We start from the raw sequence: 24,342 nt of genomic DNA on the forward strand, positions 1-24,342 counted from the left end.
AAATTCACTATTAATTAATTCAAGTTACGTACAATCTCGGTTTGATATTTAGTGATTAATTTTATATTTTATTCCTATGTAGTTCTAAAACAGCTACAATTCATCCCAAAGATAAATAACCAACTAAATAGCGATTTTGCCTATTTAAATTTAGCTCGATTGTTAAGCAAGCTATGGAATTATAAGAGCAAATCTTGATTACATACCATAGGATTTGCTAGGCAATATAGCGCGATATTGTCTTTGATGTCGTGCGATCGCAGCTGAATTTAAAAGTTAATAATTGATTCCTTATTCGCTCAATAAATCCGGTGCTATGCCTACCACAGCCACCAATGAACTAAAGCACGAAATTTGGCAGTTGTTGCGAGAATATCAGCAATCTCCGTCAGAAAATATCCGCAATCAACTGGTAAAACTCAATTTTGGACTTGTGAGAAAAGAAGCTCACTACTGGACAAATCAATGTCATGAAACTTACGATGATTTGCTTCAGGTTGGATGTTTGGGTTTAATCAGAGCTATTGAAAGATTTGAACTTTCTAAGGGACATGCCTTCAGTTCCTACGCTCTTCCTTATATTCGGGGTGAAATTCAACACTATCTCCGAGATAAAGGTGTTACCGTGCGAATTCCCCGGAGATGGTTAGCGCTTCAACAGCAAGCAATAGGAGTATCACGTTCTTGGCGTGAAAAACATAATCGTCAACCAACAGACTCTGAATTAGCAGCAGCACTAGAAATTTCTCCAAATGAATGGCAAGAAATTAAATTGGCATGGGTTAATCGCGCTCCCTTGAGTCTCGATGTACCAATTCAAGATGGAGAAGAAGGCTCTACCTGTTTAGGAGAATTGGTTCCAGATCCTAACTATCGCAGTTTTCAACTGGCACAAGAAGATCAACTTCGCTTGCAACAAGCATTGGTTCAGCTAGAAAAACGCACCCGCGATGTGTTGGAATGTGTGTTTTTGCAAGATTTGACACAAAAGCAAGTTGCAGAGCATCTGGGCATCAGTGTAGTAACGGTTTCCCGTAGAGTCAAGAAAGGACTAGATTTGATGAAAGAGCTTATGGGTGTGGCAGACGATTGACTGCAAACAAAGTTAACCCGCAGTTATGCTGGGTAAGCAGTGCTAAAAATAACCCTTGAAATGTAAAAAATTAGGTTATAAAGGGAACATACTTTGCCTTTGATATAAATTTAAGGCATGTTGATTTCCACTTTTAAATTTTCCAATGGCTTTTGAGAAAGGCTCATGGGCAGAACTTCAAAAATTACAATTGCAGCTATTCTAACTTTGGCGATCGCTGGATGTGCTTCTGAAGATACACAACAAGCTATCAATCCTGCGCCAATTCCCAAAATAGCAACAAAGTCGCCAGCAACGGCTCAATCCTTTAAGAATCCATTGACACCTGCCAAACAGGTTTCACAAGTTAATCTTGCATCTGTTAACTTGATTCAATCCACTAATGCTACAGAGCGGGCACGGGAACTTGTGGTATCAAAAGATCGGAGTGATCCTTTTGCACAACTTTTTGGGCAGACGGTTCCCGGAATGTCTAAAACATCTGGGAGACCAGTTCCTGTGTTGCCTAAGTTACCTACTCCATCAGCAGTAAAACCAAAACTTCCAACACGCAGCATAGCTTTAAATCCACAGAAATCTGTACCAAAAAAAATCAATCCTACCTTGACTTCAGTCTTGCCTAGGGTTTTGCCTCAAGTTGTCCCCAATCCCACTTTAGTCTCTGTACTGCCACCGACAACACAACCTGAGTTAGCAAGAGCAGTGGTTGTGACTGGTGTAGTTCTAATTAGTAAGGAACCACAGGCAATTATCAAAGTACCGGATGAGCCAACGAGTCGCTATGTACAAGCGGGACAGCGATTAGCAAATGGGGTACTGATTAAACGTATTGAAATGAATGGAGGCTACAACCCCATCGTGATTTTGGAACAATATGGTATTGAAGTTGCCAAAATGGTAGGGGAAGGGCCTGTCAAATCAACACCGTCAGATGCATCTGCTACTGGCAATCCTATTTCAGTGACAATGCCCTCCCAAAATTCTTTTAATATGGGAGCTTCATAAAGATGGAGACTAAGGAAAAAATTGAATTCGCTGGTTTGCCTTTAGCTGTCTATAGAGAAATAGCAGCGCATTTACGTCAAGTCGAAGGGGTGGAAGTAGATTTAATTCCCCAGTCATCCCAAGAGTTTGATTATAATCAAAGTCAAATTGGTGGCTTAAGCCTCTCGTGGGCAGCAAACTCTGGTTTAGAAAGTCGTCAACGAGTGAACCAAATTTTGGCTTACTATCAAAATCGCTATATTAGCCCTATTTAATTGTGTGAGAATTGTAACCCGCAGATCCCCGGCTTCTTAAAGAAGTTGGGGATCTTTTGTTCACGAATGATTAAGTAGGGTAATGGTGTTTTACTACTTCAGTATATATTCCTGACTCTTGACTTGGAATTTTTCTACAGTAACGCTGAAGCGATCGCCTTTCTCTCGCTCCTTGATTCTTATAGAGTAGCGATGTCTCCGACGGGCTACACCTACGCAGCAAGCATTATTTAACACAGGTTCATAAAAAATACTGTCTAACGACTTCACAACACGCAGCAAGGTGAGGATTTCAAAAAGCAACGTTATGATAATTAATGCATTAATCGAGCTTGGGTCTAATAATAAATAAGTTGGCACAAATAAACCTCCAGAATACGGAGACGATTAATCGCCTCTGTGCAGCAGTCAAAAACAATGGTTTTTGACTGTTATTTAGGCGCTGCGCCAACCAAAATCAGCCGTTGTACAAATTTCCATAAGGATAATTGAAGTGACTAGGACTAATTCAGACTTTCTTTCTTCCACCGATCCAGCGATCGCAGGGTTAATCAACGACGAACTACAGCGTCAGCGAGATCACTTGGAATTGATTGCTAGTGAAAACTTTACCTCAGCTGCTGTACTGGCGGCTCAAGGTTCGGTATTGACAAATAAATATGCCGAGGGATTACCTGGTAAACGCTACTATGGCGGTTGTGAGTATATCGACAAAATCGAACAACTGGCGATCAATCGTGCTAAACAAATATTTGGTGCTGCTCATGCGAATGTGCAACCTCATTCTGGCGCACAAGCCAATTTTGCAGTCTTCTTGTCGCTGTTGGAACCAGGAGACAAAATTATGGGCATGGATTTGTCTCATGGGGGACATCTCACCCACGGTTCACCTGTAAATGTCTCAGGTAAGTGGTTCCAAGTTAGCCACTACGGTGTTAGTCAACAAACAGAACAACTCGACTACGATCAAATTCGAGAGCTGGCGCTGAGGGAGCGTCCTAAGCTCTTGATTTGTGGTTATTCGGCTTATCCCCGTATAATTGATTTTGCAAAATTCCGTAGTATTGCTGATGAAATCGGCGCTTACTTACTTGCCGATATTGCCCATATTGCTGGTTTAGTTGCTAGTGGTCTTCATCCCGATCCCATTCCTCATTGTCATGTAGTAACAACAACTACACACAAGACTCTACGCGGCCCTAGAGGTGGTTTAATTTTGACCAGCGACGCAGAACTAGGCAAAAAGCTAGATAAATCTGTTTTTCCTGGTAGCCAGGGTGGGCCATTGGAACATGTCATTGCTGGAAAAGCAGTAGCTTTTGGAGAAGCCCTAAAGCCTGAGTTTAAAACCTATTCAGCCCAAGTGATTGAAAATGCTCGTGCTTTAGCAGAACAATTACAAAACCGGGGTTTAAAGCTAGTATCCAATGGTACTGACAACCATTTAATTCTTGTGGATTTACGTTCTGTCGGTCTAACTGGTAAGCAGGCAGATCAGCTAGTTAGTACTGTGAATATTACTGCTAACAAAAATACTATTCCTTTTGATCCGCAATCGCCATTTGTTACTAGTGGTTTAAGGTTAGGTTCACCTGCAATGACCACGCGAGGTTTAGGAGTAGCAGAATTTGCTGAGATTGCAAATATTATTAGCGATCGCCTGCTTTCTCCAGATTCCGACGTAGTAACCCAAGATTGTCGGCAAAGGGTAGCAGCATTGTGCGATCGCTTCCCCTTATATCCTCACCTGGAAATTCCTGTACCAGCACTAGCATAATTGGGCATGGGGCATAGGGCATGGGGCATTGGTTATTTCTCCCTTTGCTCCCCCTGCTTCCCCTGCTCCCTCATCCCGACTCCCTACTCCCCTTCCCCAATCCAATGAGTGCAGAAATTATTTGTGTTGGTACTGAACTGCTGCTAGGAGATATTCTCAACGGCAATGCTCAATTTTTAGCGCAACAATTAGCGCAGCTAGGAATTCCCCATTACTATCAAACAGTGGTTGGGGATAATCCAGAACGGTTAAAGCAAGTTATGGAAATTGCTATTTCCAGAGCGCAAATTCTCATTTTCACTGGTGGACTCGGCCCAACACCAGATGATCTCACCTGCGAAACCATCGCCGATTTTTTTAAAGTCCCGTTGGTAGAACGTTCTGACATCATCGAAGACATAACCCAAAAATTCGCACAACGTGGTCGGGTTATGTCACCAAGTAACCGCAAGCAAGCTTTGATTCCCCAAGGTGCAGAAATTCTCCCCAACCCCACTGGAACAGCACCCGGTATTATTTGGCAACCTCGACCTGAAATTACGATTTTTACCTTTCCCGGTGTTCCTAGTGAAATGCACGTAATGTGGGAAGAAACAGCCGTGCCATTTCTCAAAAATCAAGGTTGGGGTAAAGAAATTATTTACAGCCGGAGTTTAAAGTTTTGGGGTATTGGTGAATCTGCTTTGGCGGAAAAAGTTTCTTCTTATTTGAAGTTGCCAAATCCCACAGTAGCCCCTTATGCAGGTAAAGGAGAAGTAAGATTGCGAGTCTGTGCTAAAGCCACTTCAGAAGCAGCCGCAGAAACGTTAATTGCGCCCATTGAAAAACAACTTAAAGAAATTGCCGGACTAGATTTTTACGGCATTAATAATGATACTCTTGCTTCCGTGGTTGGTGAGTTATTGCGGGCATCAAAAGAAACGCTTTCGGTAGCAGAATCTTGTACTGGTGGCGGTTTAGGGCAAATGTTGACTGAGATTTCTGCGAGTTCTGATTACTTTTGGGGTGGAGTAATTTCTTATGATAATTCTGTGAAGGTTGGACTGCTGGGGGTTAACCAGGAAGATTTAGATAAATTTGGGGCGGTAAGTGCTACTGTTGCAGAGCAAATGGCTGTTGGAGTCAAAACCCGCCTTGCAACAACTTGGGGATTGAGTATTACTGGTATTGCTGGCCCAACTGGAGGGACAAATACTAAGCCGGTGGGTTTAGTTTACATTGGTTTAGCTGGGCCAAAGGATGAAGTGGCAAGTTTTGAATATCAGTTTGGTGCAATGCGAGGTCGAGCTTTAATTCGTCATGTCAGCGCAAATGCAGCATTGGATAATCTGCGGCGGAAGTTGTTGACGAGGTAGAAGGTATGTTATCTTCGTCATACGTTTGTATGACAAAGGAACCCAACTATGCGAATTAATGCGCGATTAGATGACGAGTATGCTGACAAACTAGCCTTTATTCAACAGCAGACTAATCAGGCAGTAACAGATGTAATTAAATCTGCCCTTGAATTGTACTACCAGCAGCTTCAGCAGGAGCAAAAGAATCCTTTCTCAATGCTGACCCAAACAGGCTTTATTGGTTGCGGTGAGACACATCCGGATCTATCTGTAAATTACAAATCAATTTTGAGAGATGGCTTAAAAACTAAGTATGATTATCGTTGATACTGGCTTTTGGTTAGCATTGGCAAATCGCAATGACTCGTACCACACTCAAGCAATAACAGTACTTGCCAATGTCAACGAACCTCTGATTACGACTTGGGCTGTCGTTACAGAGACTTCCTATCTACTGCTAACAAAGATGGGGAACCACGCGCAAGTAAGTTTCATTAATAACTTATTTTTAGGGGTATTTACGGTTTTTGATTTGCAACCCCATCATGGTAAACGCATTTGTGAACTGATGGAAAAATATGCCAACTTACCAATGGATCTGGCCAATGCTTCGTTAGTAGTTTTGGCAGAACATCTGGAGCATGGGAGAATTTTGTCTATAGATTTCAGAGATTTGAATGCTTACCGTTGGAAAAATCAGTATCCGTTTGAAAATCTAATGGTATGTTAAAAAACTCAATTATCAATTATGCAGCTATGAGCAAAACTCCTATTCTTAAACCAAATTACTCATACACTTTCAGAAGCTATTTTGAGATGTCATTTGAGCCAGAAGACATACTGGCTGAATTTGGCTATTCTTTAAAACGTTCTTCTCTCAATCAAAAAAAGTCCACCATTGAATTAGATAGACTCGAAAATCTCAAATCTAGGATTGAAGAGAGTTTGCCATATATTAGTTTGACTAGTGAAGCAGCCCGCAGAGAGTTACTAATTGCACCAATTTTATTAGATGTTGTTCATTACACTCAAGCCCAACTTAGAATCGAATATCCTCTTATAGTTACAGAACAATTAAAAGGTTCTCTTGATTATTATTTGCACGCAGACCATAAACTCTTAGTTGTAGAAGCTAAAAATGCTGATTTGGCAAGAGGTTTTACCCAGCTTGCTGTAGAATTGATTGCTATTGATGCGTGGACTGATTCTCAAGAGGCAAATTTACAAGGGGCTGTTTCTACAGGGGATATTTGGCAATTTGCTCTATTGAATCGAGAAAGTAAACAAATAACTCAAGACCTAAATTTATATCGTGTTCCTGCTGACATAAACGACTTGCTTCGGATTTTGGTGGCGATACTGAGCCGATACGGATGAAACATTATCACATTAATATTTTCTACAGTGAAGAAGATGATGGTGATATTGCTGATATTCCTGATTTGAAATACTGTTCAGCATTTGGTTTAACAGAAGAAAAAGCACTTCATGAAGTCTTGCAAGCCAAAGCAGCATGGTTAGATGCTGCAAAAGTGGAGCGTAAACCAACTCCTGAACCGAGATATAGACCTGCAATTTACCAGGTAGCCTCATGATTAGCAGAGAAGCAATCGCACTTTTGTAAAAAATCTTAACATCAGTGTTCAGGTTATTTGATTAAAGCCAAATCACAGTTTAACTTTTTGTTAATCATTGCTAACACCTTAGCTTCTTCTGGCATGATTACTCCGTCTATATGAGCAATTTTTTGACATTGTGCCAGCAGCGGTACAGTAAAATCACTATTAATTTGCTCAAGTAAGGTTTCTAAAGATGGTGGAGATTTGATATTAGCTGCGATCGCATCGATTGACGCAGGGCTAAGGTTGGTAGCTTGTAATTCTGGTAAAATATCCTCCCAAGATTTATCTGGATTACCTGCTAAGACAATATGAACCAAAATCTGATCCATAATCTTTTCTTGGGAAATAGCAGCTTCAATAAATTTTTCACTCTTTACCTGAGCATCTACTAATGTTGCTTCTAAAGTTAATGGATTCTGCTTTGCTTCATAAAACTGACAAGCCGCATAACCTAATGCGTAGATCATTACTGCATTTGAACTAGCACCAATGACGGCTCCCGCTACTGGCACAATTCGTAGTAAACCCAAACCTGCTTTGATTGCTGTTTTTCCACCCAGCCCTAAACCAAAAATTGCTACTGCTTCCCCTTTACGCTCAGAATCATTTAAATCCATTCCATAGGCAGCAGCAATTTGATAAACTAACTCCACGGATAATGCAGCTGTAGCAGCCCAATCAACAGCAAATGTTACGACAGCTTGTCCTGGTACAGCACTAGTAGTAAATCCTGTCATTCCTGCGAAAACAGCTTTCTCTAACATCAGATGGTGGGCAATTCCAGCCGGTTGTTCATTTGGATAATTTTGCTGTAACTTTCTAACAGCAGCCTCAGCCTTGACTACATCAACTTGTTGAATCAAGGGATTCAACCAGTCTTTATTTAAAGATTCAATTGCTGATCGTAGAGAAGGATTATTACCAACTATTGCTAATGCTTGACCTGCGATTTGTGCTGCCTGAAAAGTTGCACCACCAATTGTACCACCAATACCTACAGCCGTCCCTGCAACCGCTTGCCCTGCTTGAACAGCAGCACCTCCAATAGTCCCACTGATTCCTATAGCTGCTCCTGTAGCAGCTTGTCCAGCTTGAACAGCAGCACCCCCAACGACTCCAGCTGTTCCTGTTACTGCTCCAAACAATGAACCCAAAAAAGATGGTTTTTGTACAGTTAATTTATTATCTGTTGGTTTAGTAATGACAATTGAAGATTCCACTTCAATATTAGTTTGAGGTGTTAGCACAGCTAAATTTACTAGTGCTTCTAACTCAATTTCTTGTTGCCAATCGGGAAAATCTTCACCTTTTACTCTACCGTATATTTTGACATTCTTAAAAGATTGGATGCCTAAATTAATTAATCCATCACAAATAACCGGGACTACTAACTGTTGTACTGGAACCTCAAATGATTCCAACATTATCTGTAGACAATTTTGTTTAAAACTAGTTTTTGGCGTAATTCTGGGTAAATTTAACCACTGACTTACCAGAATGTTAATCGCATTTGTATCGCCCTGCTTGGCAAGTTCTAGAATGTTTAGCTGTATCATACTTAGTACTGGTGAGAATCTTAGCAATAACTTAGTTCAATTATTCCCACTCATTAAATTAAAAGTAACATTTGACACAGTTAACTTTTAACCATCAGCTATCCTACCCATCAGTACAATTAATAACGCGATCGCTTGCTGTGTTTTTTACAGTTTGTTACAAAAGAGTCCATTTTTGCACCCGAAGACTTCTTTCTCTCAACCTAGAGTTACTATGCACAGTTAAAAAATTAACATTTATGTTACGTAATACCAATTTAATGTGAAGCTACACTAAATAAGTAACTCTATATTCTTGGCGTACTTGGTCGTTCGTTTAATATTCTGTGCATCTTCATACAGAATTGGTATAAGTCTTGGACGAATAAAAAAAACTATGGAGCGATCGCACTTATTTAAAAGGTAAGTAAAATAAGTGCGATCGCTGGCTCTGTGTTTAGTCCAAAATAACTTTTTTGACTGTGATACTTATGGCTTCAAGTAATCTTGAAGGTTTCAAGTTTAAAGTCCTAAGAAATTTGGCTTAGGAGTAGTGACACCATTACGACCAACAGCAGGTATTTCCACTAGCTGATCTGTAGCAGTAGGAGTTCCATTACTATTGCCACTGGGAGTCACTGAACTTTGATTACCGGGATGTCCATTGGGGATAAACAATTGCGGATGGTCAAAGGGTGCTTTTTCAAGAAGGACTCGTTGATCAGTAAGTCCGTTTCTTAAGAAAGCGACCAAATCAGCTTTTTTAGCATCGGTTAAGTTCAACGGTGGTGCACCAGGGCCACCGTCGTCACCTCGACCACGATTGTAAAAGTCTACTACTTGCTCTAGAGTTGCCATCCCACCGTTATGCATATATGGAGCTGTCAAGCCGACGTTACGGAGGGCAGGTGCTTTGAAGAGTGATCTGCTAGTGCTTCCGGCTCCTGGGTCATCTGAGGCAGGTGTGACACCGAAGTTAGGAAAGAAGCCGTTAGTTGGGCTAATGAGCGGATCAGTTGAATCAGTTGAAGCTACTCCTGCGGTTCTTCTCACGGAAGCGGTAGTGAATTCTGGAATCGTATGGCAGACGTTACAACTACCACCACCATTAACCCCATTATTGACAAAGACACTCAGACCGCTTTTTTCCTGAGCGGTGAGAGCATTGGTATTTCCCGCTTGGAATTGATCAAAAGGTGTCTTGTCAGACACAAGAGTAGATATATACTTTTGCATTGCTAACCCAGAGAATAAAGAAAAATTCCAATCTCTGAGCGAAAACTGATTGGTAGGTAAAGTCTGTCCTTCCTCACTCTCATTACCATCATCATTTTTAGCGAGGATTGTTGGTGTTCCTTTACTGTCAACTTGAATGATTGACTTTGATTTCCACCATTGCTTCTTAAAGGCTTTCCGAATTAGCTGATCATAAGATGCGATTTTCAGACCGGGCTGACGGGATCGACTGTCAGATCCTAAAACACTGTCTTGCGGATCTACAAATTGTTTAGCTAAGGGTCTAAGGCTTTTGATCTTCTGACCTTTTTTTCGCAGAAACTTAGCACCGATTTGAGGTAAGGTACGACCATCAGCAGATGTCTCAAATTCACTCAATAGTGGCCCAGTTACTAGAGAAGCTATAGAGGAATTGTTGAGCGAAACGGAAACAGCAGTTAGTTCCTTTGGTTTTGTAGCTTTGTAAACTTTAGCACTAAGCTCTGTTGCTCCTTTTGGATTCACCCCATTGAAGGTTTCCTTGGCGCGACCATCCCAAAACTGGAGTTTGTTGAAGATTGCATTAATTACCGTTGGGCTATTACGCGGCGCAACTCGACGCACATTAATTCCATTGACTTGAAAGCCGTCTGGATCAGGTTCAGATGTAGTCGAATCCACTGCTTGACCCGGAACAGTGTTTTTAAGAACACTGTTAAACACACCTTGGGATGAAGCGATATCGTTAGTGTCAGAAATAATTGTACTGGTTCGATCATTAGGGTCTGCCAGTTTGTGAAATGGAAAATCTGCCGCAGTGAGTTGATAGTTTGCACCACCACCTACCTGGAAAGTTATATCTTTCAGCGATTCTAAAAGACCACTACCAGGATTAATTTGATTCTTTGATCTGTTATCAGCTCCGGCATGAAAGTGACAACTAGCACAAGACTGAACGCCATCACTACCAAGTTGCATATCCCAGAATAGGGCTTTTCCTAGCTTGAGTAGAGCTGTTTGGTCGTCAACAAAGTCTGCGAGATTGCTTGGTTGAGCCACTGCTGTCAAGAGTGGTGGGTTCGCCGGGGTAGGATCTCCAGGTGTAGCCAGTGGTAAACTCGTTATGTTATTTAGGGGAGCCGGATTCGGTGTTACTTGCGCGGATACGATACCTCCACCAGCGATCGCCAGAGAAACTATCACGAAAATTGCCAGAGGGCGTAAATATCTTGATATTATTCTGATTTTATATTTTAAATAAATCCAGAATAATATCAAAATTAGCACGGTTAACATTGCTAATTCAGTATTTGAGGGTATCATAAGACCTCGCTATGCGTATGGAAAATATGAGTCTGAAGCTGACTCCGCAAGATTCAGCAGTACTTTATGTAGTGTTAAAGTACCGACAATGTATTATAAGCACATAAATGCTGCATTTTAATCACACATAAAATACTATGCCGCAGTGATGTGATTCTCTATAGATTTCGATAACAACGATGTTATTAGTATCAAAACATACTTTGTTGTTTGAGTTTGTTATTCAATCAAATCTCTCAAGCTAGCAGGTTTTACCCATTTGTTCGCCTGCTATTTTATTCTCCTAGCTCAGTAAAATGGCGCGTAAATATTTAAAATTTTTGTAACTTCTTATACTTTGTGATTAACAAATCTACTAAGTAAAAAATTGTGTAATTTTGTAGTTAAAGTATTATGTTTAATGAATCACCTGCTGATTCAAGATGCTTAAATCATATATTCTATTGGATAAGCGATGTCTACGACGGGCTGCGCCTACGCAGTTTAGTTAAAAGTAAGACTTGAGGCTCAAGGGTAGGGTGTTTACTCTAAACCCTTTAGCGCATATACTTCAACATATAATTGTTGATGTCATAAATGCTGCAACTTCATACTTACTTAAATCATATTTATAATATTTTATACATTTATCTATTAACCATCAGCCATTCTATACCTACCTATCAGCACAATTAATCACGGGATCGCTTGCTGTATTCTTCACAGTTTGTTACAAAAGTACAAAGAACTTCTAGAGACCCAAAACCACATGTTCGGCGGACTTACTGGTTTACAAGATCCTAAAGGCACAGATTGGGGAGAGCGGATGCTCAACACGGTTGCCAGCCAAACGATTCGCCACCTGTTTACCCAAAGCGAGTCAGTAGAAGTCTTTGTGCGCTGCTACCCCTCCAGCAAGCTCTTGCAAGGCAGCATTGATAGCTTCAAAATGAGCGGTCGTGGCTTGGTGATTCGGAAAGATTTCGCAGTAGATGAGATGTCTTTTGAAACCGATGCGGTTGCCATTGACTTCGGCTCGGTTTTAAGTGGCAAACTCAGTCTTAAGCAACCCACTCAAGCGATCGCTCAAGTGATTTTATCAGAAGTAGGCATAAACCAAGCTTTTAATGCGGAACTGGTGAAAAAGCGCTTGCTTAACCTCACAGTGCCATCACTGACAGAATTATCTGGCGGTGAACCAGTCTCCTTTACGGGAGTTGAGATAAAGCTATTGCCGGAAAATCGCTTACAGCTTGTAGCAAAAGCAGATTTAAATAATGGCGAACTCGTACCCCTGAGCATGATTTTAACTATAGCCATTGAAAGGCGGCGGCGAGTTTCTTTCAAAGATCCGAAAATCCAACTTGATCAAGTGCCAGAAGCACAAAGGGAAATCTCGCAAACCTTGAGTGTGGCGTTGGTAGAAATTTTAGATAATATGGTCGATTTGGATCGTTTTGACCTTGATGGAGTGAAAATGCGGCTCAATCGATTAGAAACTGAAGGTCAAAAACTTATTTTCAGTGGATATGCTGAAATCGAACGTATTCCACATAGCGCTTGACATTAAATTATCACGTAAAAATGCAAAATAAAGTGAAGCTTTAAACAAATTAAATACCGCCTAGAGTATTCTAGGCGGTAGTTTAAATCTTTAGGTTTTGAAGGGAGTTAGGAGTTATTGATTATGGGTTGTAATTAATTTTTATTGATAACTCCTAACTTCTAACTCTCTATCTCCCCACCCCTACATATTGGAATCCAGCCCGGATCATTACTTCAGGGTCAAGGAAGTTACGACCGTCGATGATAACGGGGTTGGTCATCAATTTTGCCATCTTCACATAGTCAAGAGTGCTGAACTGCTGCCATTCGGTGACAAGTACTAACGCATCGCAGCCATCAGCTAGTCTTTCGGCATCGGTTTCTACTAGCACTCCAGAAAGCCCATGACGTAAACCTGTTTGAGAAACAATGGGGTCGTAGGCTTTAACTTTGGCTCCCAGTCGGTTTAACTGCTCAATTAGGTTGAGGGCTGGGGCATCGCGCAAGTCGTCAGTATCGGGCTTGAAGGTCAGTCCGAGTAGTCCAACTGTTTTGCCTTTGAGGATTTTCAGAACTTTTTGGAGTTTTTCTAAAGCAATCAATCGCTGGCGTTCGTTGACACTGACAGCAGCTTTGAGTAATTGGGCTTCATAGCCATAATCATCAGCAGTGTGAATCAGGGCGGAGACATCTTTAGGAAAACAAGAACCACCCCAACCAATACCAGCTTGTAAAATTTGTTACCAATGCGGGAGTCTAGACCGATACCTTTAGCTACTTGAGTGACATCAGCACCGACGCGATCGCAAATATTAGCGACTTCGTTAATAAAACTAATCTTAGTGGCTAAAAAGGCATTAGCGGCGTATTTAATCATTTCCGCCGAACTTAGGTCTGTTTGCCAAAATTGGCACAGGAGGTAAAGATTGATCCTCAGCGTATTTGCGTTCGACAATTGGGGCATACAGTTGTCGCATTAAGCCTACTGCCCTTTGACTATTGCCGCCTAGTACAATGCGATCGGGGTTGAAGGTGTCGTGAACTGCCGAACCTTCGCGCAAAAACTCTGGATTGCTGATTACATCAAACTCGGCTGCAAACTCAGGTAATTTTTCATTACTCGGAACCCCACCTGCGGGCACTAATGTTTTCTGCCGTTCAGCAACACCATCTAGAACAAGCATCCGCACCCAGTCACCTGAGCCAATGGGTACTGTAGATTTATTCACTATGACTTTATAACCACCGTTGAGATTTTCACCAATCCCACGGGCTACAGCTTCAACATAACGAGTGTCACTTTCACCAGTGGGTAAAGGTGGCGTTCCCACAGCAATAAACAGAATCTCGCCGTGGGAAACTCCAGCAGCGAGATCGCTAGTAAAATGAATTTTCTCGGTTTGAATGGCAGATTGGATAATTTCTGAAAGTCCCGGCTCAAAAATTGGGGACTGCCCAGACTTCATTAACTTAACTTTTTCTTCGTTGTTGTCTACGCAAATGACATCATGCCCAATATGAGCCAAGCAAGCACCTGTAACTAAACCAACATAACCAGTACCAATCACGCAAACACGCATTTTTTAACTCCTCACTTTTTTGGGGTTAGTCTTCAAAAAGAAGTCCTGAATATCGGACTTATACACTGCCAGGCAACTTCGCCACTAAGTATATTGGTTATTGAGGGCAAGCCTGCATGAAAATTCTAAGCGACACTAGAAGCTGTTTAGGTGGTTAAATTATTAACATCGCTTTGAATGCGATCGCGAAAATCTTCTATTGTCAGTTTTAACCCGTCTTGTAGAGGAATGGTAGGTTCCCAATTTAACCAAGTTTTTGCCTTTGTAATATCAGGCTGGCGACGTCGGGGATCGTCCGAAGGTAGTTCCTCGAACTTAATCTGCGCGTCTGGATTAATCATATTTTGCACAGTTTGTGCTAATTGTAAAATCGTGTATTCACCAGGATTACCCAGGTTCATTGGGCCAATGTAGTCGCTATTCATTAAGCGAATGAATCCTTCGACTAAATCGGAAACGTAGCAGAAACTACGAGTTTGCGAACCATCACCGTAGACGGTTAAAGGATGACCCCGCAACGCTTGTACTATAAAGTTGCTCACCACCCGACCATCGTTTTCTAACATTCTTGGCCCGTAGGTGTTGAATATCCGAACAACTCGAATATCAACTTTATTTTGCCTGTAGTAGTCAAACGCTAGAGTCTCAGCAATTCTTTTACCTTCGTCGTAGCATGAACGTATGCCAATGGGATTGACGCTACCCCGATACTCTTCGGGTTGAGGATGAACCTCTGGATCTCCATAGACTTCACTAGTTGAAGCCAAGAAAAACCTAGCTTTTACACGTTTAGCTAGCCCCAACATATTCAGTGTTCCCATCACGTTAGTTTTAACGGTTTTAACTGGGTTGTACTGGTAATGTACTGGTGAAGCCGGACAAGCTAAATGATAAATTTGATCCACTTCTAAGCGAATTGGTTCGGTAATATCGTGGCGGATCAGTTCAAAGTACGGATGACCTAACCATTTAAGAATGTTACGTTTGTGGCCAGTGTAAAAATTATCCAAACATATTAATTCATGGCCAGCAGTCATTAGTCGGTCGATAAGATGGGAACCAATAAATCCAGCACCGCCCGTCACCAAAATTCTCATAGTTTCCCAATTATTTACAAATATTTAACAGCTATTACACTTACTTTTAGATTACCCACCCTGGCTACAAAAATACAAAATAAAAAAAGGAACAAGGCTCAACCAAAAACTTGTATTGAACTTGACTATTTTTTACCTTTTTGCTTAGGATCGTGGATTTAATAAGATATCAAACTTTGTTTGAGGTTTCTTGTCCTATGCGAAAACAACAACCGAGAGTTACAGGTTATTTAATCCACGATCCTTAAGATTTTAATTAGCAAATTAACAAAATTAGTGTGAAAATAGTTAGCCTTCCACCAAAACTTCATCAAATCTTTAAGAATATAAATTATTTTCACAGTTGCTAATTTTATCAGTTGGATACAAAGTAGCAGGAATTAGATTGAAAGTCGGCCAATTTCAAGATTTTATTATCACCATATTTTTGTAATAGTCGATCTGTGCCGCGTTTGTTAAGATTCACTTTTGCCCTTGAGTACAGAGACTCATGCCATTTGATGAAACTTGTACTAAAAATATATGCACTTATCGGGGCTTAAAGATATACATCCCCACTGCTGATTGATTTTTGCAAGAATCTTCGCAAATGCTATCATACCCCAAGTTCACTAAAGTTAACTGCACTTTGGCTGATATTATACAGTAGATGTAATGCTAGGAACAGCATGAGAGGTAATTACATTCACTTGAGTGCGTTGTGGTTCTCCAAGCATAACAATGGAGCAGGTGAGTTGTCTGGCTAGCTGGGTTGTGACATCGCTAATGGCTAACCCTCCAGGACTGGTACGATTACGTATAAAAGGTAAAACCACTAAATCATATAATCGTGCTGCCTGCAAAATTGCTTGGGCAACATTTTCATGAGCGATAATTTGGATTTCTGGGGGATTGGCCAAAGCTAATTTAGATACTAATAAGGAGAGATGCGATCGCCTCCAAGCAATTTTACTAGAACTAGTACGGCGATCGCACACATTCAGCACAGTAATATGGCTCTGATTTGCCTCTGCCAGCATCTGGGCAAATTGGATAGGCTGTAATGTTGGTGCTGTTAAATTTTCTATTGGTACTAAGATGCGTTGAATTTTTTTCGGTGATTCTACTAAGCGTGTCACCGCTACTGGGCAATGGGATGCCCAAAGTACCCCATCAATCACATTTCCAAATAAACGCGCTCGCAACCCAGTACGTTTACCCCAACCCATAACAATTAAATTTGCCTTTTGTTCACGCGCCGCTCTGCTAATTCCTTGAGCAAAGGCATCATCAATTCGCAACACTGGTTCTGCGGCTACGCCCAGCGCTCGACTTTGTGCCGTGGCTTTGCTCAATAACCACTCACTCCGTTGTAGAGAGGCTTCTAACTGCGGTGCATCCATGTGAGCAGCAGCTGTGGCGATCGCTAATGGGATGATTTTCGCCTGAGACTGACGCGCTAATAATGCCGCCATTTCAATCAAATGCTGCTGGGTATGAGGATTATACACAGGTACGACTATAGTAAAAGCACTATCTGCCTCTGGGGTATTCTGTTCAGGGACAGGTGGTGCTGGATCTTCGGCTGGTGAGGAATTCAAGCCAACAGCTATGCGACTGGTCATCAACGGCCCCAAGGTTGATGTGACAAGCATTAAAACAATGATGCTGTGTAATACTTCTAGTGGCAGTAACCCAGCCCGATATCCCACTAACGTTCCTGCTAAGGTTGTACCAACCTGCGGCAGTGACAGCGACCAGATGGTTAGCATTTCTTGCCATTTATAGCGATAAACCAATTTAGTCAAGAAAGCTGCAATCAATTTAGTGGCAATCAAACCAACTATCATCAACAGCGTTAACTTGAGTGTGTCTGGGTTGTTGGCAAAGGCGGGTAGATTGATCAGTAAGCCAAGGTCAACAAAGAAAATGGGAATAAATAGTACACTGCCAATAAATACCACCTTTTCTTTGACTGGGCCTTCACCCACAGCTTCATTCACCGCCAACCCGGCTAAAAATGCACCAACAATTTTTTCTACCCCCATCAATTGAGCGCCCACAGCTGCCAGAAACACAGAAAGCAACACAAACAAAAACTTGTTTCCTTCGTCGTCTCCAGACCGCTTAAAAAATTCTTTACCCGCCCAATCAAAGCCTGTCACAATGACAACAGAGTAAATAGTTAACCAACCCAACAGAGTGAGTAGTTTAGCAAAGCTAAATGTTCCAGCATGGGCGACGGCTACACAAACGGCTAATATCAGTACTGCCCCAATATCTGTAAAAAGCGTAGCTCCAATGGTGACAGTAACAGCTTCGTTGTTTACTACTCCCAAACGGCTGATTATGGGATATGCCAAAAGAGTATAGGAAGCAAATAGAGAGCCAACTAATATTGAAGTATTCCACCCATAGCCTAAAATCAGCCCTAGCAAGGTTCCTATCACCAGGGGTACACTGAAAGTCAAGCTAGCAAACCCAAAGGCGCGACTTTTTTGACGGCGAAACTTTTCTAGATTAACTTCTAGCCCAGCGACAAAGAGCAAATAAATTAACCCAATTTCTGATAATAGGTTAATCATTGGTGAGTCTGACTGAAATAAATTCCAGCCTGAGGGCCCAAGTACTAGCCCTGAGAAAACCAAACCTACTAATCCTGGTAATCTTAGCCGCTCAAACATGATGGGTATAACTAAGATGACCACCAGTAAAATAGCAAAGGGAACAATTGGTTCCTTGCCAAGAACTTGGGAAGTTGGTTCCAGAACAAGAACTTGTGATATGAGTTCCATGATGTAGGAATTGAAGGGGCTATGGTAAAATAGCGATTAATTTTGGGGCGATCGCTTGATCGATATAAATGGAGAAGCCACCTGAAGAAAAATCAAAAATATTAACTAACATTAACTAGGCGATTATCTCAGAACTAACTATCTAGGGGTGGATTTGACTCAAAATGAACCGTAAGCGATCGTAGTCGTCTTTTAATAGCACACTTAAGCTCCGTCCAGCTTTAATTAGCCATTCTCGGTCAGCTTTGCGTAACTGATATACATCTCGAATGGCCGCTGCGGTTAAAGACTCTATGGGCGCACCATTGATACAAAGCAGTGTCCTTAAAAAATCTAGTTCTTCAGTAAATTTAATGATAGCTTCTGGTTCACATCGATAAACAGCTTGATGAATTTGTGGGGGACGGGGTGGTAAATACTGATATACTCTTCGGTTATAACTTTGATTTTGCAAAGATAGTTCAAATCCGACGATCGCAGCCCGGAATTCTGTTCTGAGCATGGCAAATATTTGGGGTTGTTCCTCCCGTAAATCTTGCAATGACAACCCCAAAGCTCTAGCTCGGTGTACAGAATCTATGGGCATGGTTGTGGCATAATAGACTACAGCATAAATTTTATTGCCAGATTCTTCATCTATAGAACAGACCCAACTACCAAAAGGTGGCATAGAGGGAAAGCTCAAATCTTCTGGTTCTAAACACTGAGCCAAAAATTCAGTACTAGTAGTTTCGATCACCTCTGCAATGTGGTTAGGATGGCGATCGCCAGTGGCAAACTGTGGTAGTGGGAGGCGCATAGTAATTTAGTCATTAGTCATTAGTCATTGGTCATTAGTCACTTGTACTAAGCTTTGCTTCTGGCGCAGCCTAAGAAGAGAAGTATTAGTTTTTGCCAAACGAGAAAGGACAAATGACTAATGACTAATTTTATTTGGCTTTTTTACGTCCGGCAGTAGTCTCTACAATTTCCAATTCGCTCAAACGGAAGGTAACTAATTTATCCCAGTTACCACCTTCAAATAAGACGGCTACTTTACCATCAGTCACCCGTTGCACGAGTCCTTCGTAACGATAATAAGTATCTGCGGGATTTTTGATGCGGACAGTTGCTCCAGGCAGGATCATGTTTTTAGCCTCGCTTGTTTCCTTTTAATAGCTTAATACTTCTTATTAGTCATTTGTCATTTGTCATTGGTTATTAGCAAAGAGCAAAGAACAAAGGACTAATGACTAATGACGAATCAATAATACTTCTGCCTTTGTCGAAAATTTGCTACCGATTCTACTATTCCCAAGGCAATGAAGTTAGTCAGCATCGCAGAACGCCCATAACTCATCCAAGGTAGGGGAATTCCTGCCACAGGTGCTAAACCGACAGTCATGCCAACGTTCACAATCACCTGAAACACGATCATGGACAAAACGCCAATAGCCAACAAGGAACCAAAGTTATCTTTGGCGGTTTGGGCAATATGCAGTAGACGCAAGCAAATTAAGCAGAAGACAAACAGCACAAGCAAACAACCAATAAAACCGAATTCTTCCCCGACTGCGGAGAAAATAAAGTCTGTATGCTGTTCAGGTACGAAATTCAGTTGCGTCATTGGCCCCTTGAACAGACCCCATCCCCAAATTTCACCAGCACCAATCGCAATGCGAGATTGGATTAAGTGATACCCAGCACCGAGGGGATCATGATCGGGGTTCATGAATACAGTTAGCCGATCTTTTTGATACTCTTTCAAAATATGGCTCCAGGCGAAAACTCCTAATTCGCCACCCAGTATATTGAAAGTCCACGCACCGATAGCACCGAAACCAAATCGACGCCACGGAAGAGTTTGCCAGCCGACAATAGCCATCGCAACTGACCAAATTAGCCCTAATGGGCCAAAAGATAGTTCTTTGAATAAAATTATTGGCTCTGATAAAGGCCAAGATATACTAAACAAAATGGCCGCAACCACAGGAGAAATCATCAGAATTAACCAACCTGGGTTAGCATTTGCCCAGTAAAGCATTCCTAAGACGATCGCACCAAATACCATTGATGTTGCTAAATCTGGCTGCAAAAATATTAATCCCCAAGGTATGGCGGTGATCGCCAGAACGCGGAAAACACCTTCAAGGGTGGAAGCAGTACGCCTGTGTAGCAAAGCTGCTAAGGTGATAATCATGCCGACTTTGGCAAATTCAGAGGGTTGGACATTGAAACCAGCAATAGGAATCCACCTCTGTGCCCCTTTGGCGCTAGTACCAGCAATCATCACGGCGATTAAGCTGAAGTTCGTTAGTGCATAAGTTATCCAGTGCCACTGCATTAAAACTTCATAACGGATACGAGATAAAAACAGGGCTATAAGCACGCCGATACCCGCTACCATCCAGTGCCACCACCAGTCAGTTACTGGCTGCTTCAGTTCCGTACTGAGAATCATGATGCCGCCAAAGATACTGACAGCAATTGGCAAACAAAATAGTAGCCAATCTACATTCTGCCAAGGCTTAACCCAAGACTTCCAGCGAATTTTGGGGAGCGATCGTTTTAATAACATTGTGCTAGTTTAGACTTTAGCTTTTAGATTTAATTGTTGGGCATGGGGTATGGGGCATGGGTATTGGTTATTTTCCCTCTGCTTCCCCATCTTGTCCCTAATACCCAGTCCCTAGTATTCCCAAGCTATAGCCCAGGAAGTAGATAGAAATTAAAATTAATTATGTCAAAGCAGCAACTGATACTTTACCAGCAATATTAAGAGCGATCGCTGTTAATGCTTTTGCCGAAGCTGAATCTGGATCGCCAACGACTATCGGTACACCACTGTCGCCACCAACTCGCGTGGAAATCTCTAGGGGTACGCACCCCAAGAGTGGCACTCCCAATTCAGTAGATGTTTTGGAACCACCACCGGAACCAAAGATGTCATACTGCTTATCTGGTTGATCTGGAGGTATAAAATAGCTCATATTTTCCACGATCCCCAATACTGGGACATTCATCTGCTGGAACATCCGCAATCCTTTACGGGAATCTAACAGAGCTACATTTTGCGGCGTGGTGACAATTACTGCCCCTGCCATTGGCACTGCTTGGGTTAAAGTTAACTGAGCATCTCCGGTTCCTGGTGGCATATCTACAATTAAATAATCCAGTTCTCCCCATTCAACTTGATAGAGAAACTGACGAATTACACCATTGAGCATAGGCCCCCGCCAAATTACTGGTTGATCTCGGTCAATCAAAAAGCCCATTGAAACTAATTTGACACCGTGATTAAAAGCAGGTTCTAAGATGTCGCCTGTTTCAGTGGAACGTACTACAATTTGAGCATCGGCTAAACCCAGCATGGTAGGGTCATTGGGGCCGTAAATATCAGCATCTAGCAAACCGACTTTTGCCCCAGTTTGAGCTAGAGCAACTGCGACATTCACCGCCACCGTACTTTTACCAACGCCACCTTTGCCACTGGAAACAGCAATGATATTTTTCACCCCAGAAATGCCAGTGCGGTCAGGTAAACTTTTTTGTTGCGGTGTTTCTGCCGTCACTTCTATGCTGACATCTGTAACGCCTGGGAGTTTTTTGACAGCTTTCTTACAGTCTTCAACGATAAATTCACGTAAAGGACAGGCAGGAGTGGTTAACACCAAAGTGAAACTAACTCTGCCACCGTCAATTTTCACGTTGCGAATCATATTCAGTTCCACCAGACTTTTGCGGAGTTCTGGGTCTTCCACTGGTCGCAAGACTTCTAACACAGAGCGAGAATCGAGAACATCGTACATAAAAATTCAAAATGAATAAATACATCTGTGGCGAACATCTTAGTTATTAACTCGATGCCTTTCTTAAGTAAGGTCAGCTTAGTGTTATCACTGTCACTGCCGTAATAAAACTTAGCAAATTGCAGTATCACCTAATAGAATCTTAACTTTCTTTGGGCATTGGGATTATGTTGTGGGGGAAGTGACAGGTAGACAGACAGGTGGCAATAATCTGTACCCTGTAACCTATTCCCTGCTCTCCTACTTCCCCAATGCCCAGCTTCTAAAAATCAAAACAGCTATCATTAAGGGATTTTTTCTTACTAGATACCGCTGGTAATGCCGTCTTTTCTACTGCCTCGACTAAAGCCCGGGCAACGCGGTCTGCATAAGGACGCGATAAAGACCAAATTAAGGGCGACAACCATCCGCGTAGTGTTACAGAATAAGACAAACAAGTACCACAAACCGTTGACTCTACTTGATATGTCACCCGTTCCTCTATTCCAGGAATCGCCAAGACTCGGATACTCAGCATCTCTCTTGGATTGACGCGTTCTACAAAAATCTGGATGGGAATCGGCGAAAAGCGTGTTACGGCTTGAAAAATTAATCCTGGTTTGGGTACTAATCCGTGGGGGACATTGGTACTCTTAAGTTGTGGATGCCAGGAAACATCTGTTAAGTCAACCACTTTTTGCCAGAGTTCATCTACAGAAGCAGAGCTAATCTCTCGATACGTCCACACCAGAGAAGCGCAAAACCGACGACGTTTGCGGTGGATGAATTTGGATAACCAACCTTGCATTTTCCTAATCCTCCTCCCTAGACACTTTCTGGTAACTCTGGTATGGTGTGCAACTACGCTCAACCCCTAATTTAAAACTTTCTCAAAAATGCTCTAACCATAGCAAGCCTTAATTCTGGACGCGCTCCAATAGCAAAACATCAGCAATATGGCAAAAAAGTTCTGAGTAGGAGAGTCAAACCCTTGAGAATTCAAGGTTAAAACTAAAGTCTGGTGTTTATACTAGAATGTTCCAATTAAGAATTTCAAAAAAAACTCAGTCAATATACAAGCCTATACGCATTTGAGGGAAAATAACTCTAGTGATGCCTATCAATCGTATAAATGCTTAACCAGTAATAAAAAAGCCGGTTGGGTAAATAAAGCTTGATTGTTGGCGCGTGTTTCCCCCAAATTTTAAAATGAAAAATTTGTGGCTTTCTGGAAATTGTAATTTAGGTTCGGGAATCTATGTTGACCAACTCGCAAATACCAACTGTAGAAGCAGAGTCATCCAAATCTTTGCCAGCAACTGACGCTCAGGCTAGGGTCAGTCAGTTTATGAAGCAACTGCAAGACGAAATTACGGACGCGTTGGCAGAAGTAGATGGTGTGGGTAAGTTTCATGAAGATAGTTGGGAACGCCCAGAGGGAGGGGGAGGGCGATCGCGCGTGCTACGTGATGGTGCAATATTTGAACAAGCAGGTGTAAATTTTTCTGAAGTTTGGGGTTCCCATTTGCCAGCTTCGATTTTAGCCCAACGCCCGGAAGCAGCAGGGCATGGCTTTTATGCTACAGGGACTTCAATGGTATTACATCCTCATAATCCTTATGTACCCACAGTTCATTTAAATTATCGCTATTTTGAAGCGGGGCCAGTGTGGTGGTTTGGTGGTGGTCTGGATTTGACACCTTATTACCCTTTTGCTGAAGATGCAGCACATTTACACAAAACATTGAAGCAGGCTTGTGACAAACACCACCCAGAATATTACTCAGTGTTTAAGCCGTGGTGTGATGAATATTTTTACCTGAAGCATCGTGATGAGACACGGGGTGTAGGTGGTCTATTCTTTGATTACCAAGATGGTCAGGGTGCTTTATATCGCGGGCCAAATCCCAATGGGGAAGCGGCTATTTATAGCAACCAAGTGGGAACACCAGCAACCCGCAATTGGGAAGATTTATTTGCCTTTGTGCAAGACTGTGGTCGAGCATTTTTACCAGCCTACGTACCAATTGTAGAACGGCGCAATGGGATAGAGTATGGCGATCGCCAACGAAATTTTCAACTTTACCGCCGGGGACGATATGTAGAATTTAACTTGGTTTATGACCGAGGCACTATTTTTGGTCTGCAAACCAACGGACGCACCGAATCAATTCTCATGTCTTTACCACCCTTAGTGCGCTGGGAATACGGCTATAAACCGGAACCCAATTCTCCCGAAGCTGAGTTGTATGAAACCTTCCTTAAGCCTCAAGATTGGCTCAATTGGACACCGCCTCAATAGAGGCTAGGGACTGGAAATTGGGTATTAGCAAAGATATTGCAGTCCCTGCTTTTCAGTCCATAATCCCCGCTTCCTTTTTAAATTGCTACTCAGCATTATTTTGGTGAGTTAAACTACTAAAGTTAAGCACTTAGCAG

At 42.0% G+C, this 24,342-nt stretch carries 21 protein-coding genes and 1 pseudogene; 11 read left to right on the forward strand and 11 right to left on the reverse strand.

Annotated features, from left to right (window positions below; all coding sequences use genetic code 11):
- Positions 1 to 316: 316 nt before the first annotated feature.
- From ANSO36C_RS20445 to ANSO36C_RS20455, 3 genes are all read left to right on the forward strand, one after another.
- Positions 317 to 1,093 carry an RNA polymerase sigma factor SigF gene (locus ANSO36C_RS20445; RefSeq protein WP_251955996.1) on the forward strand — a complete coding sequence of 259 codons (777 nt, stop codon included), beginning with the start codon at positions 317 to 319 and terminating at the stop codon, positions 1,091 to 1,093.
- 165 nt (positions 1,094 to 1,258) lie between these two features.
- A complete protein-coding gene (locus ANSO36C_RS20450; protein ID WP_251955997.1) occupies positions 1,259 to 2,098 on the forward strand; it encodes a hypothetical protein in 840 nt (279 codons plus the stop codon).
- A 2-nt stretch (positions 2,099 to 2,100) separates the two neighbouring features.
- Complete coding sequence (locus ANSO36C_RS20455; protein ID WP_251955998.1) at positions 2,101 to 2,352, forward strand: hypothetical protein; 252 nt, start codon at positions 2,101 to 2,103, stop codon at positions 2,350 to 2,352.
- A gap of 93 nt (positions 2,353 to 2,445) precedes the next feature.
- Here the strand turns inward: ANSO36C_RS20455 and ANSO36C_RS20460 are convergent, their stop codons facing one another.
- Positions 2,446 to 2,712 carry a hypothetical protein gene (locus ANSO36C_RS20460; protein WP_251955999.1) on the reverse strand — a complete coding sequence of 89 codons (267 nt, stop codon included), beginning with the start codon at positions 2,710 to 2,712 and terminating at the stop codon, positions 2,446 to 2,448.
- 133 nt (positions 2,713 to 2,845) lie between these two features.
- Here ANSO36C_RS20460 and glyA point away from each other — a divergent pair, with 133 nt between their 5' ends.
- From glyA to ANSO36C_RS20490, 6 genes are all read left to right on the forward strand, one after another.
- Complete coding sequence (gene glyA / locus ANSO36C_RS20465; protein ID WP_251956000.1) at positions 2,846 to 4,129, forward strand: serine hydroxymethyltransferase; 1,284 nt, start codon at positions 2,846 to 2,848, stop codon at positions 4,127 to 4,129.
- A 104-nt stretch (positions 4,130 to 4,233) separates the two neighbouring features.
- Positions 4,234 to 5,484 carry a competence/damage-inducible protein A gene (locus tag ANSO36C_RS20470; protein ID WP_251956001.1) on the forward strand — a complete coding sequence of 417 codons (1,251 nt, stop codon included), beginning with the start codon at positions 4,234 to 4,236 and terminating at the stop codon, positions 5,482 to 5,484.
- 48 nt (positions 5,485 to 5,532) lie between these two features.
- Positions 5,533 to 5,793, forward strand: coding sequence for a CopG family transcriptional regulator (locus tag ANSO36C_RS20475; protein WP_251956002.1), 261 nt, complete (start codon positions 5,533 to 5,535; stop codon positions 5,791 to 5,793).
- Complete coding sequence (locus ANSO36C_RS20480; RefSeq protein WP_251956003.1) at positions 5,780 to 6,196, forward strand: type II toxin-antitoxin system VapC family toxin; 417 nt, start codon at positions 5,780 to 5,782, stop codon at positions 6,194 to 6,196. The genes ANSO36C_RS20475 and ANSO36C_RS20480 overlap by 14 nt, the downstream gene beginning before the upstream one ends.
- A gap of 26 nt (positions 6,197 to 6,222) precedes the next feature.
- Complete coding sequence (locus tag ANSO36C_RS20485; RefSeq protein ID WP_251956004.1) at positions 6,223 to 6,843, forward strand: hypothetical protein; 621 nt, start codon at positions 6,223 to 6,225, stop codon at positions 6,841 to 6,843.
- A complete protein-coding gene (locus tag ANSO36C_RS20490) occupies positions 6,840 to 7,061 on the forward strand; it encodes a type II toxin-antitoxin system HicB family antitoxin (protein WP_251956005.1) in 222 nt (73 codons plus the stop codon). The genes ANSO36C_RS20485 and ANSO36C_RS20490 overlap by 4 nt, the downstream gene beginning before the upstream one ends.
- Positions 7,062 to 7,114: 53 nt before the next feature.
- On the opposite strand, the gene ANSO36C_RS20495 is transcribed toward ANSO36C_RS20490, so the two are convergent.
- Together ANSO36C_RS20495 and ANSO36C_RS20500 are read right to left on the reverse strand one after the other, a co-directional pair.
- On the reverse strand, positions 7,115 to 8,644 hold the full coding sequence (locus ANSO36C_RS20495; RefSeq protein ID WP_251956006.1) for a hypothetical protein: 1,530 nt from the start codon (positions 8,642 to 8,644) through the stop codon (positions 7,115 to 7,117).
- A gap of 501 nt (positions 8,645 to 9,145) precedes the next feature.
- Entirely contained in the window at positions 9,146 to 11,041 is a 1,896-nt protein-coding gene (locus ANSO36C_RS20500; protein ID WP_251956007.1) for a cytochrome-c peroxidase, read from the reverse strand.
- Positions 11,042 to 11,909: 868 nt separating this feature from the next.
- Here ANSO36C_RS20500 and ANSO36C_RS20505 point away from each other — a divergent pair.
- On the forward strand, positions 11,910 to 12,704 hold the full coding sequence (locus ANSO36C_RS20505; protein WP_251956008.1) for an LmeA family phospholipid-binding protein: 795 nt from the start codon (positions 11,910 to 11,912) through the stop codon (positions 12,702 to 12,704).
- 169 nt (positions 12,705 to 12,873) lie between these two features.
- Here the strand turns inward: ANSO36C_RS20505 and ANSO36C_RS20510 are convergent.
- The 8 genes and pseudogenes from ANSO36C_RS20510 to ANSO36C_RS20545 form a co-directional block, all read right to left on the reverse strand.
- A pseudogene (locus ANSO36C_RS20510) lies at positions 12,874 to 14,265 on the reverse strand (UDP-glucose dehydrogenase family protein).
- Between the two features lie 146 nt (positions 14,266 to 14,411).
- Positions 14,412 to 15,362, reverse strand: coding sequence for a UDP-glucuronic acid decarboxylase family protein (locus ANSO36C_RS20515; protein ID WP_251956009.1), 951 nt, complete (start codon positions 15,360 to 15,362; stop codon positions 14,412 to 14,414).
- A 638-nt stretch (positions 15,363 to 16,000) separates the two neighbouring features.
- Positions 16,001 to 18,136: a cation:proton antiporter domain-containing protein gene (locus tag ANSO36C_RS20520; RefSeq protein ID WP_251956010.1), complete on the reverse strand. Its 2,136-nt coding sequence runs from the start codon at positions 18,134 to 18,136 to the stop codon at positions 16,001 to 16,003.
- A 142-nt stretch (positions 18,137 to 18,278) separates the two neighbouring features.
- On the reverse strand, positions 18,279 to 18,935 hold the full coding sequence (locus ANSO36C_RS20525; protein ID WP_251956011.1) for an HAS-barrel domain-containing protein: 657 nt from the start codon (positions 18,933 to 18,935) through the stop codon (positions 18,279 to 18,281).
- Between the two features lie 130 nt (positions 18,936 to 19,065).
- On the reverse strand, positions 19,066 to 19,263 hold the full coding sequence (locus ANSO36C_RS20530; protein WP_190943332.1) for an NAD(P)H dehydrogenase subunit NdhS: 198 nt from the start codon (positions 19,261 to 19,263) through the stop codon (positions 19,066 to 19,068).
- 116 nt (positions 19,264 to 19,379) lie between these two features.
- Entirely contained in the window at positions 19,380 to 20,693 is a 1,314-nt protein-coding gene (gene rodA / locus ANSO36C_RS20535) for a rod shape-determining protein RodA (protein WP_251956012.1), read from the reverse strand.
- A 160-nt stretch (positions 20,694 to 20,853) separates the two neighbouring features.
- Positions 20,854 to 21,924: an Mrp/NBP35 family ATP-binding protein gene (locus ANSO36C_RS20540; RefSeq protein WP_251956013.1), complete on the reverse strand. Its 1,071-nt coding sequence runs from the start codon at positions 21,922 to 21,924 to the stop codon at positions 20,854 to 20,856.
- 262 nt (positions 21,925 to 22,186) lie between these two features.
- The gene (locus tag ANSO36C_RS20545; RefSeq protein WP_251956014.1) at positions 22,187 to 22,711 is read right to left on the reverse strand and encodes an SRPBCC family protein; all 525 of its coding nucleotides are present in this window, start codon (positions 22,709 to 22,711) and stop codon (positions 22,187 to 22,189) included.
- 450 nt (positions 22,712 to 23,161) lie between these two features.
- Between ANSO36C_RS20545 and hemF the strand changes: the two genes are divergently transcribed.
- Positions 23,162 to 24,205, forward strand: coding sequence for an oxygen-dependent coproporphyrinogen oxidase (gene hemF, locus ANSO36C_RS20550; RefSeq protein ID WP_251956015.1), 1,044 nt, complete (start codon positions 23,162 to 23,164; stop codon positions 24,203 to 24,205).
- Positions 24,206 to 24,342 lie beyond the last annotated feature (137 nt).

The organism is Nostoc cf. commune SO-36 (assembly GCF_023734775.1).
Lineage (GTDB): Bacteria > Cyanobacteriota > Cyanobacteriia > Cyanobacteriales > Nostocaceae > Nostoc > Nostoc commune_A.

What these genes read in the sequence shown, in the direction of transcription:
- ANSO36C_RS20445 (WP_251955996.1), top strand. Translation starts at nt 317, where the DNA reads ATGCCTACCACAGCCACCAATGAACTAAAGCACGAAATTTGGCAGTTG.
- ANSO36C_RS20450 (WP_251955997.1), top strand. Translation starts at nt 1,259, where the DNA reads ATGGGCAGAACTTCAAAAATTACAATTGCAGCTATTCTAACTTTGGCG.
- ANSO36C_RS20455 (WP_251955998.1), top strand. Translation starts at nt 2,101, where the DNA reads ATGGAGACTAAGGAAAAAATTGAATTCGCTGGTTTGCCTTTAGCTGTC.
- ANSO36C_RS20470 (WP_251956001.1), top strand. Translation starts at nt 4,234, where the DNA reads ATGAGTGCAGAAATTATTTGTGTTGGTACTGAACTGCTGCTAGGAGAT.
- ANSO36C_RS20475 (WP_251956002.1), top strand. Translation starts at nt 5,533, where the DNA reads ATGCGAATTAATGCGCGATTAGATGACGAGTATGCTGACAAACTAGCC.
- ANSO36C_RS20480 (WP_251956003.1), top strand. Translation starts at nt 5,780, where the DNA reads ATGATTATCGTTGATACTGGCTTTTGGTTAGCATTGGCAAATCGCAAT.
- ANSO36C_RS20485 (WP_251956004.1), top strand. Translation starts at nt 6,223, where the DNA reads ATGAGCAAAACTCCTATTCTTAAACCAAATTACTCATACACTTTCAGA.
- ANSO36C_RS20490 (WP_251956005.1), top strand. Translation starts at nt 6,840, where the DNA reads ATGAAACATTATCACATTAATATTTTCTACAGTGAAGAAGATGATGGT.
- ANSO36C_RS20495 (WP_251956006.1), bottom strand. Translation starts at nt 8,644, where the DNA reads ATGATACAGCTAAACATTCTAGAACTTGCCAAGCAGGGCGATACAAAT.
- ANSO36C_RS20505 (WP_251956008.1), top strand. Translation starts at nt 11,910, where the DNA reads ATGTTCGGCGGACTTACTGGTTTACAAGATCCTAAAGGCACAGATTGG.
- ANSO36C_RS20515 (WP_251956009.1), bottom strand. Translation starts at nt 15,362, where the DNA reads ATGAGAATTTTGGTGACGGGCGGTGCTGGATTTATTGGTTCCCATCTT.
- ANSO36C_RS20520 (WP_251956010.1), bottom strand. Translation starts at nt 18,136, where the DNA reads ATGGAACTCATATCACAAGTTCTTGTTCTGGAACCAACTTCCCAAGTT.
- ANSO36C_RS20525 (WP_251956011.1), bottom strand. Translation starts at nt 18,935, where the DNA reads ATGCGCCTCCCACTACCACAGTTTGCCACTGGCGATCGCCATCCTAAC.
- ANSO36C_RS20530 (WP_190943332.1), bottom strand. Translation starts at nt 19,263, where the DNA reads ATGATCCTGCCTGGAGCAACTGTCCGCATCAAAAATCCCGCAGATACT.
- rodA (WP_251956012.1), bottom strand. Translation starts at nt 20,693, where the DNA reads ATGTTATTAAAACGATCGCTCCCCAAAATTCGCTGGAAGTCTTGGGTT.
- ANSO36C_RS20540 (WP_251956013.1), bottom strand. Translation starts at nt 21,924, where the DNA reads ATGTACGATGTTCTCGATTCTCGCTCTGTGTTAGAAGTCTTGCGACCA.
- ANSO36C_RS20545 (WP_251956014.1), bottom strand. Translation starts at nt 22,711, where the DNA reads ATGCAAGGTTGGTTATCCAAATTCATCCACCGCAAACGTCGTCGGTTT.
- hemF (WP_251956015.1), top strand. Translation starts at nt 23,162, where the DNA reads ATGTTGACCAACTCGCAAATACCAACTGTAGAAGCAGAGTCATCCAAA.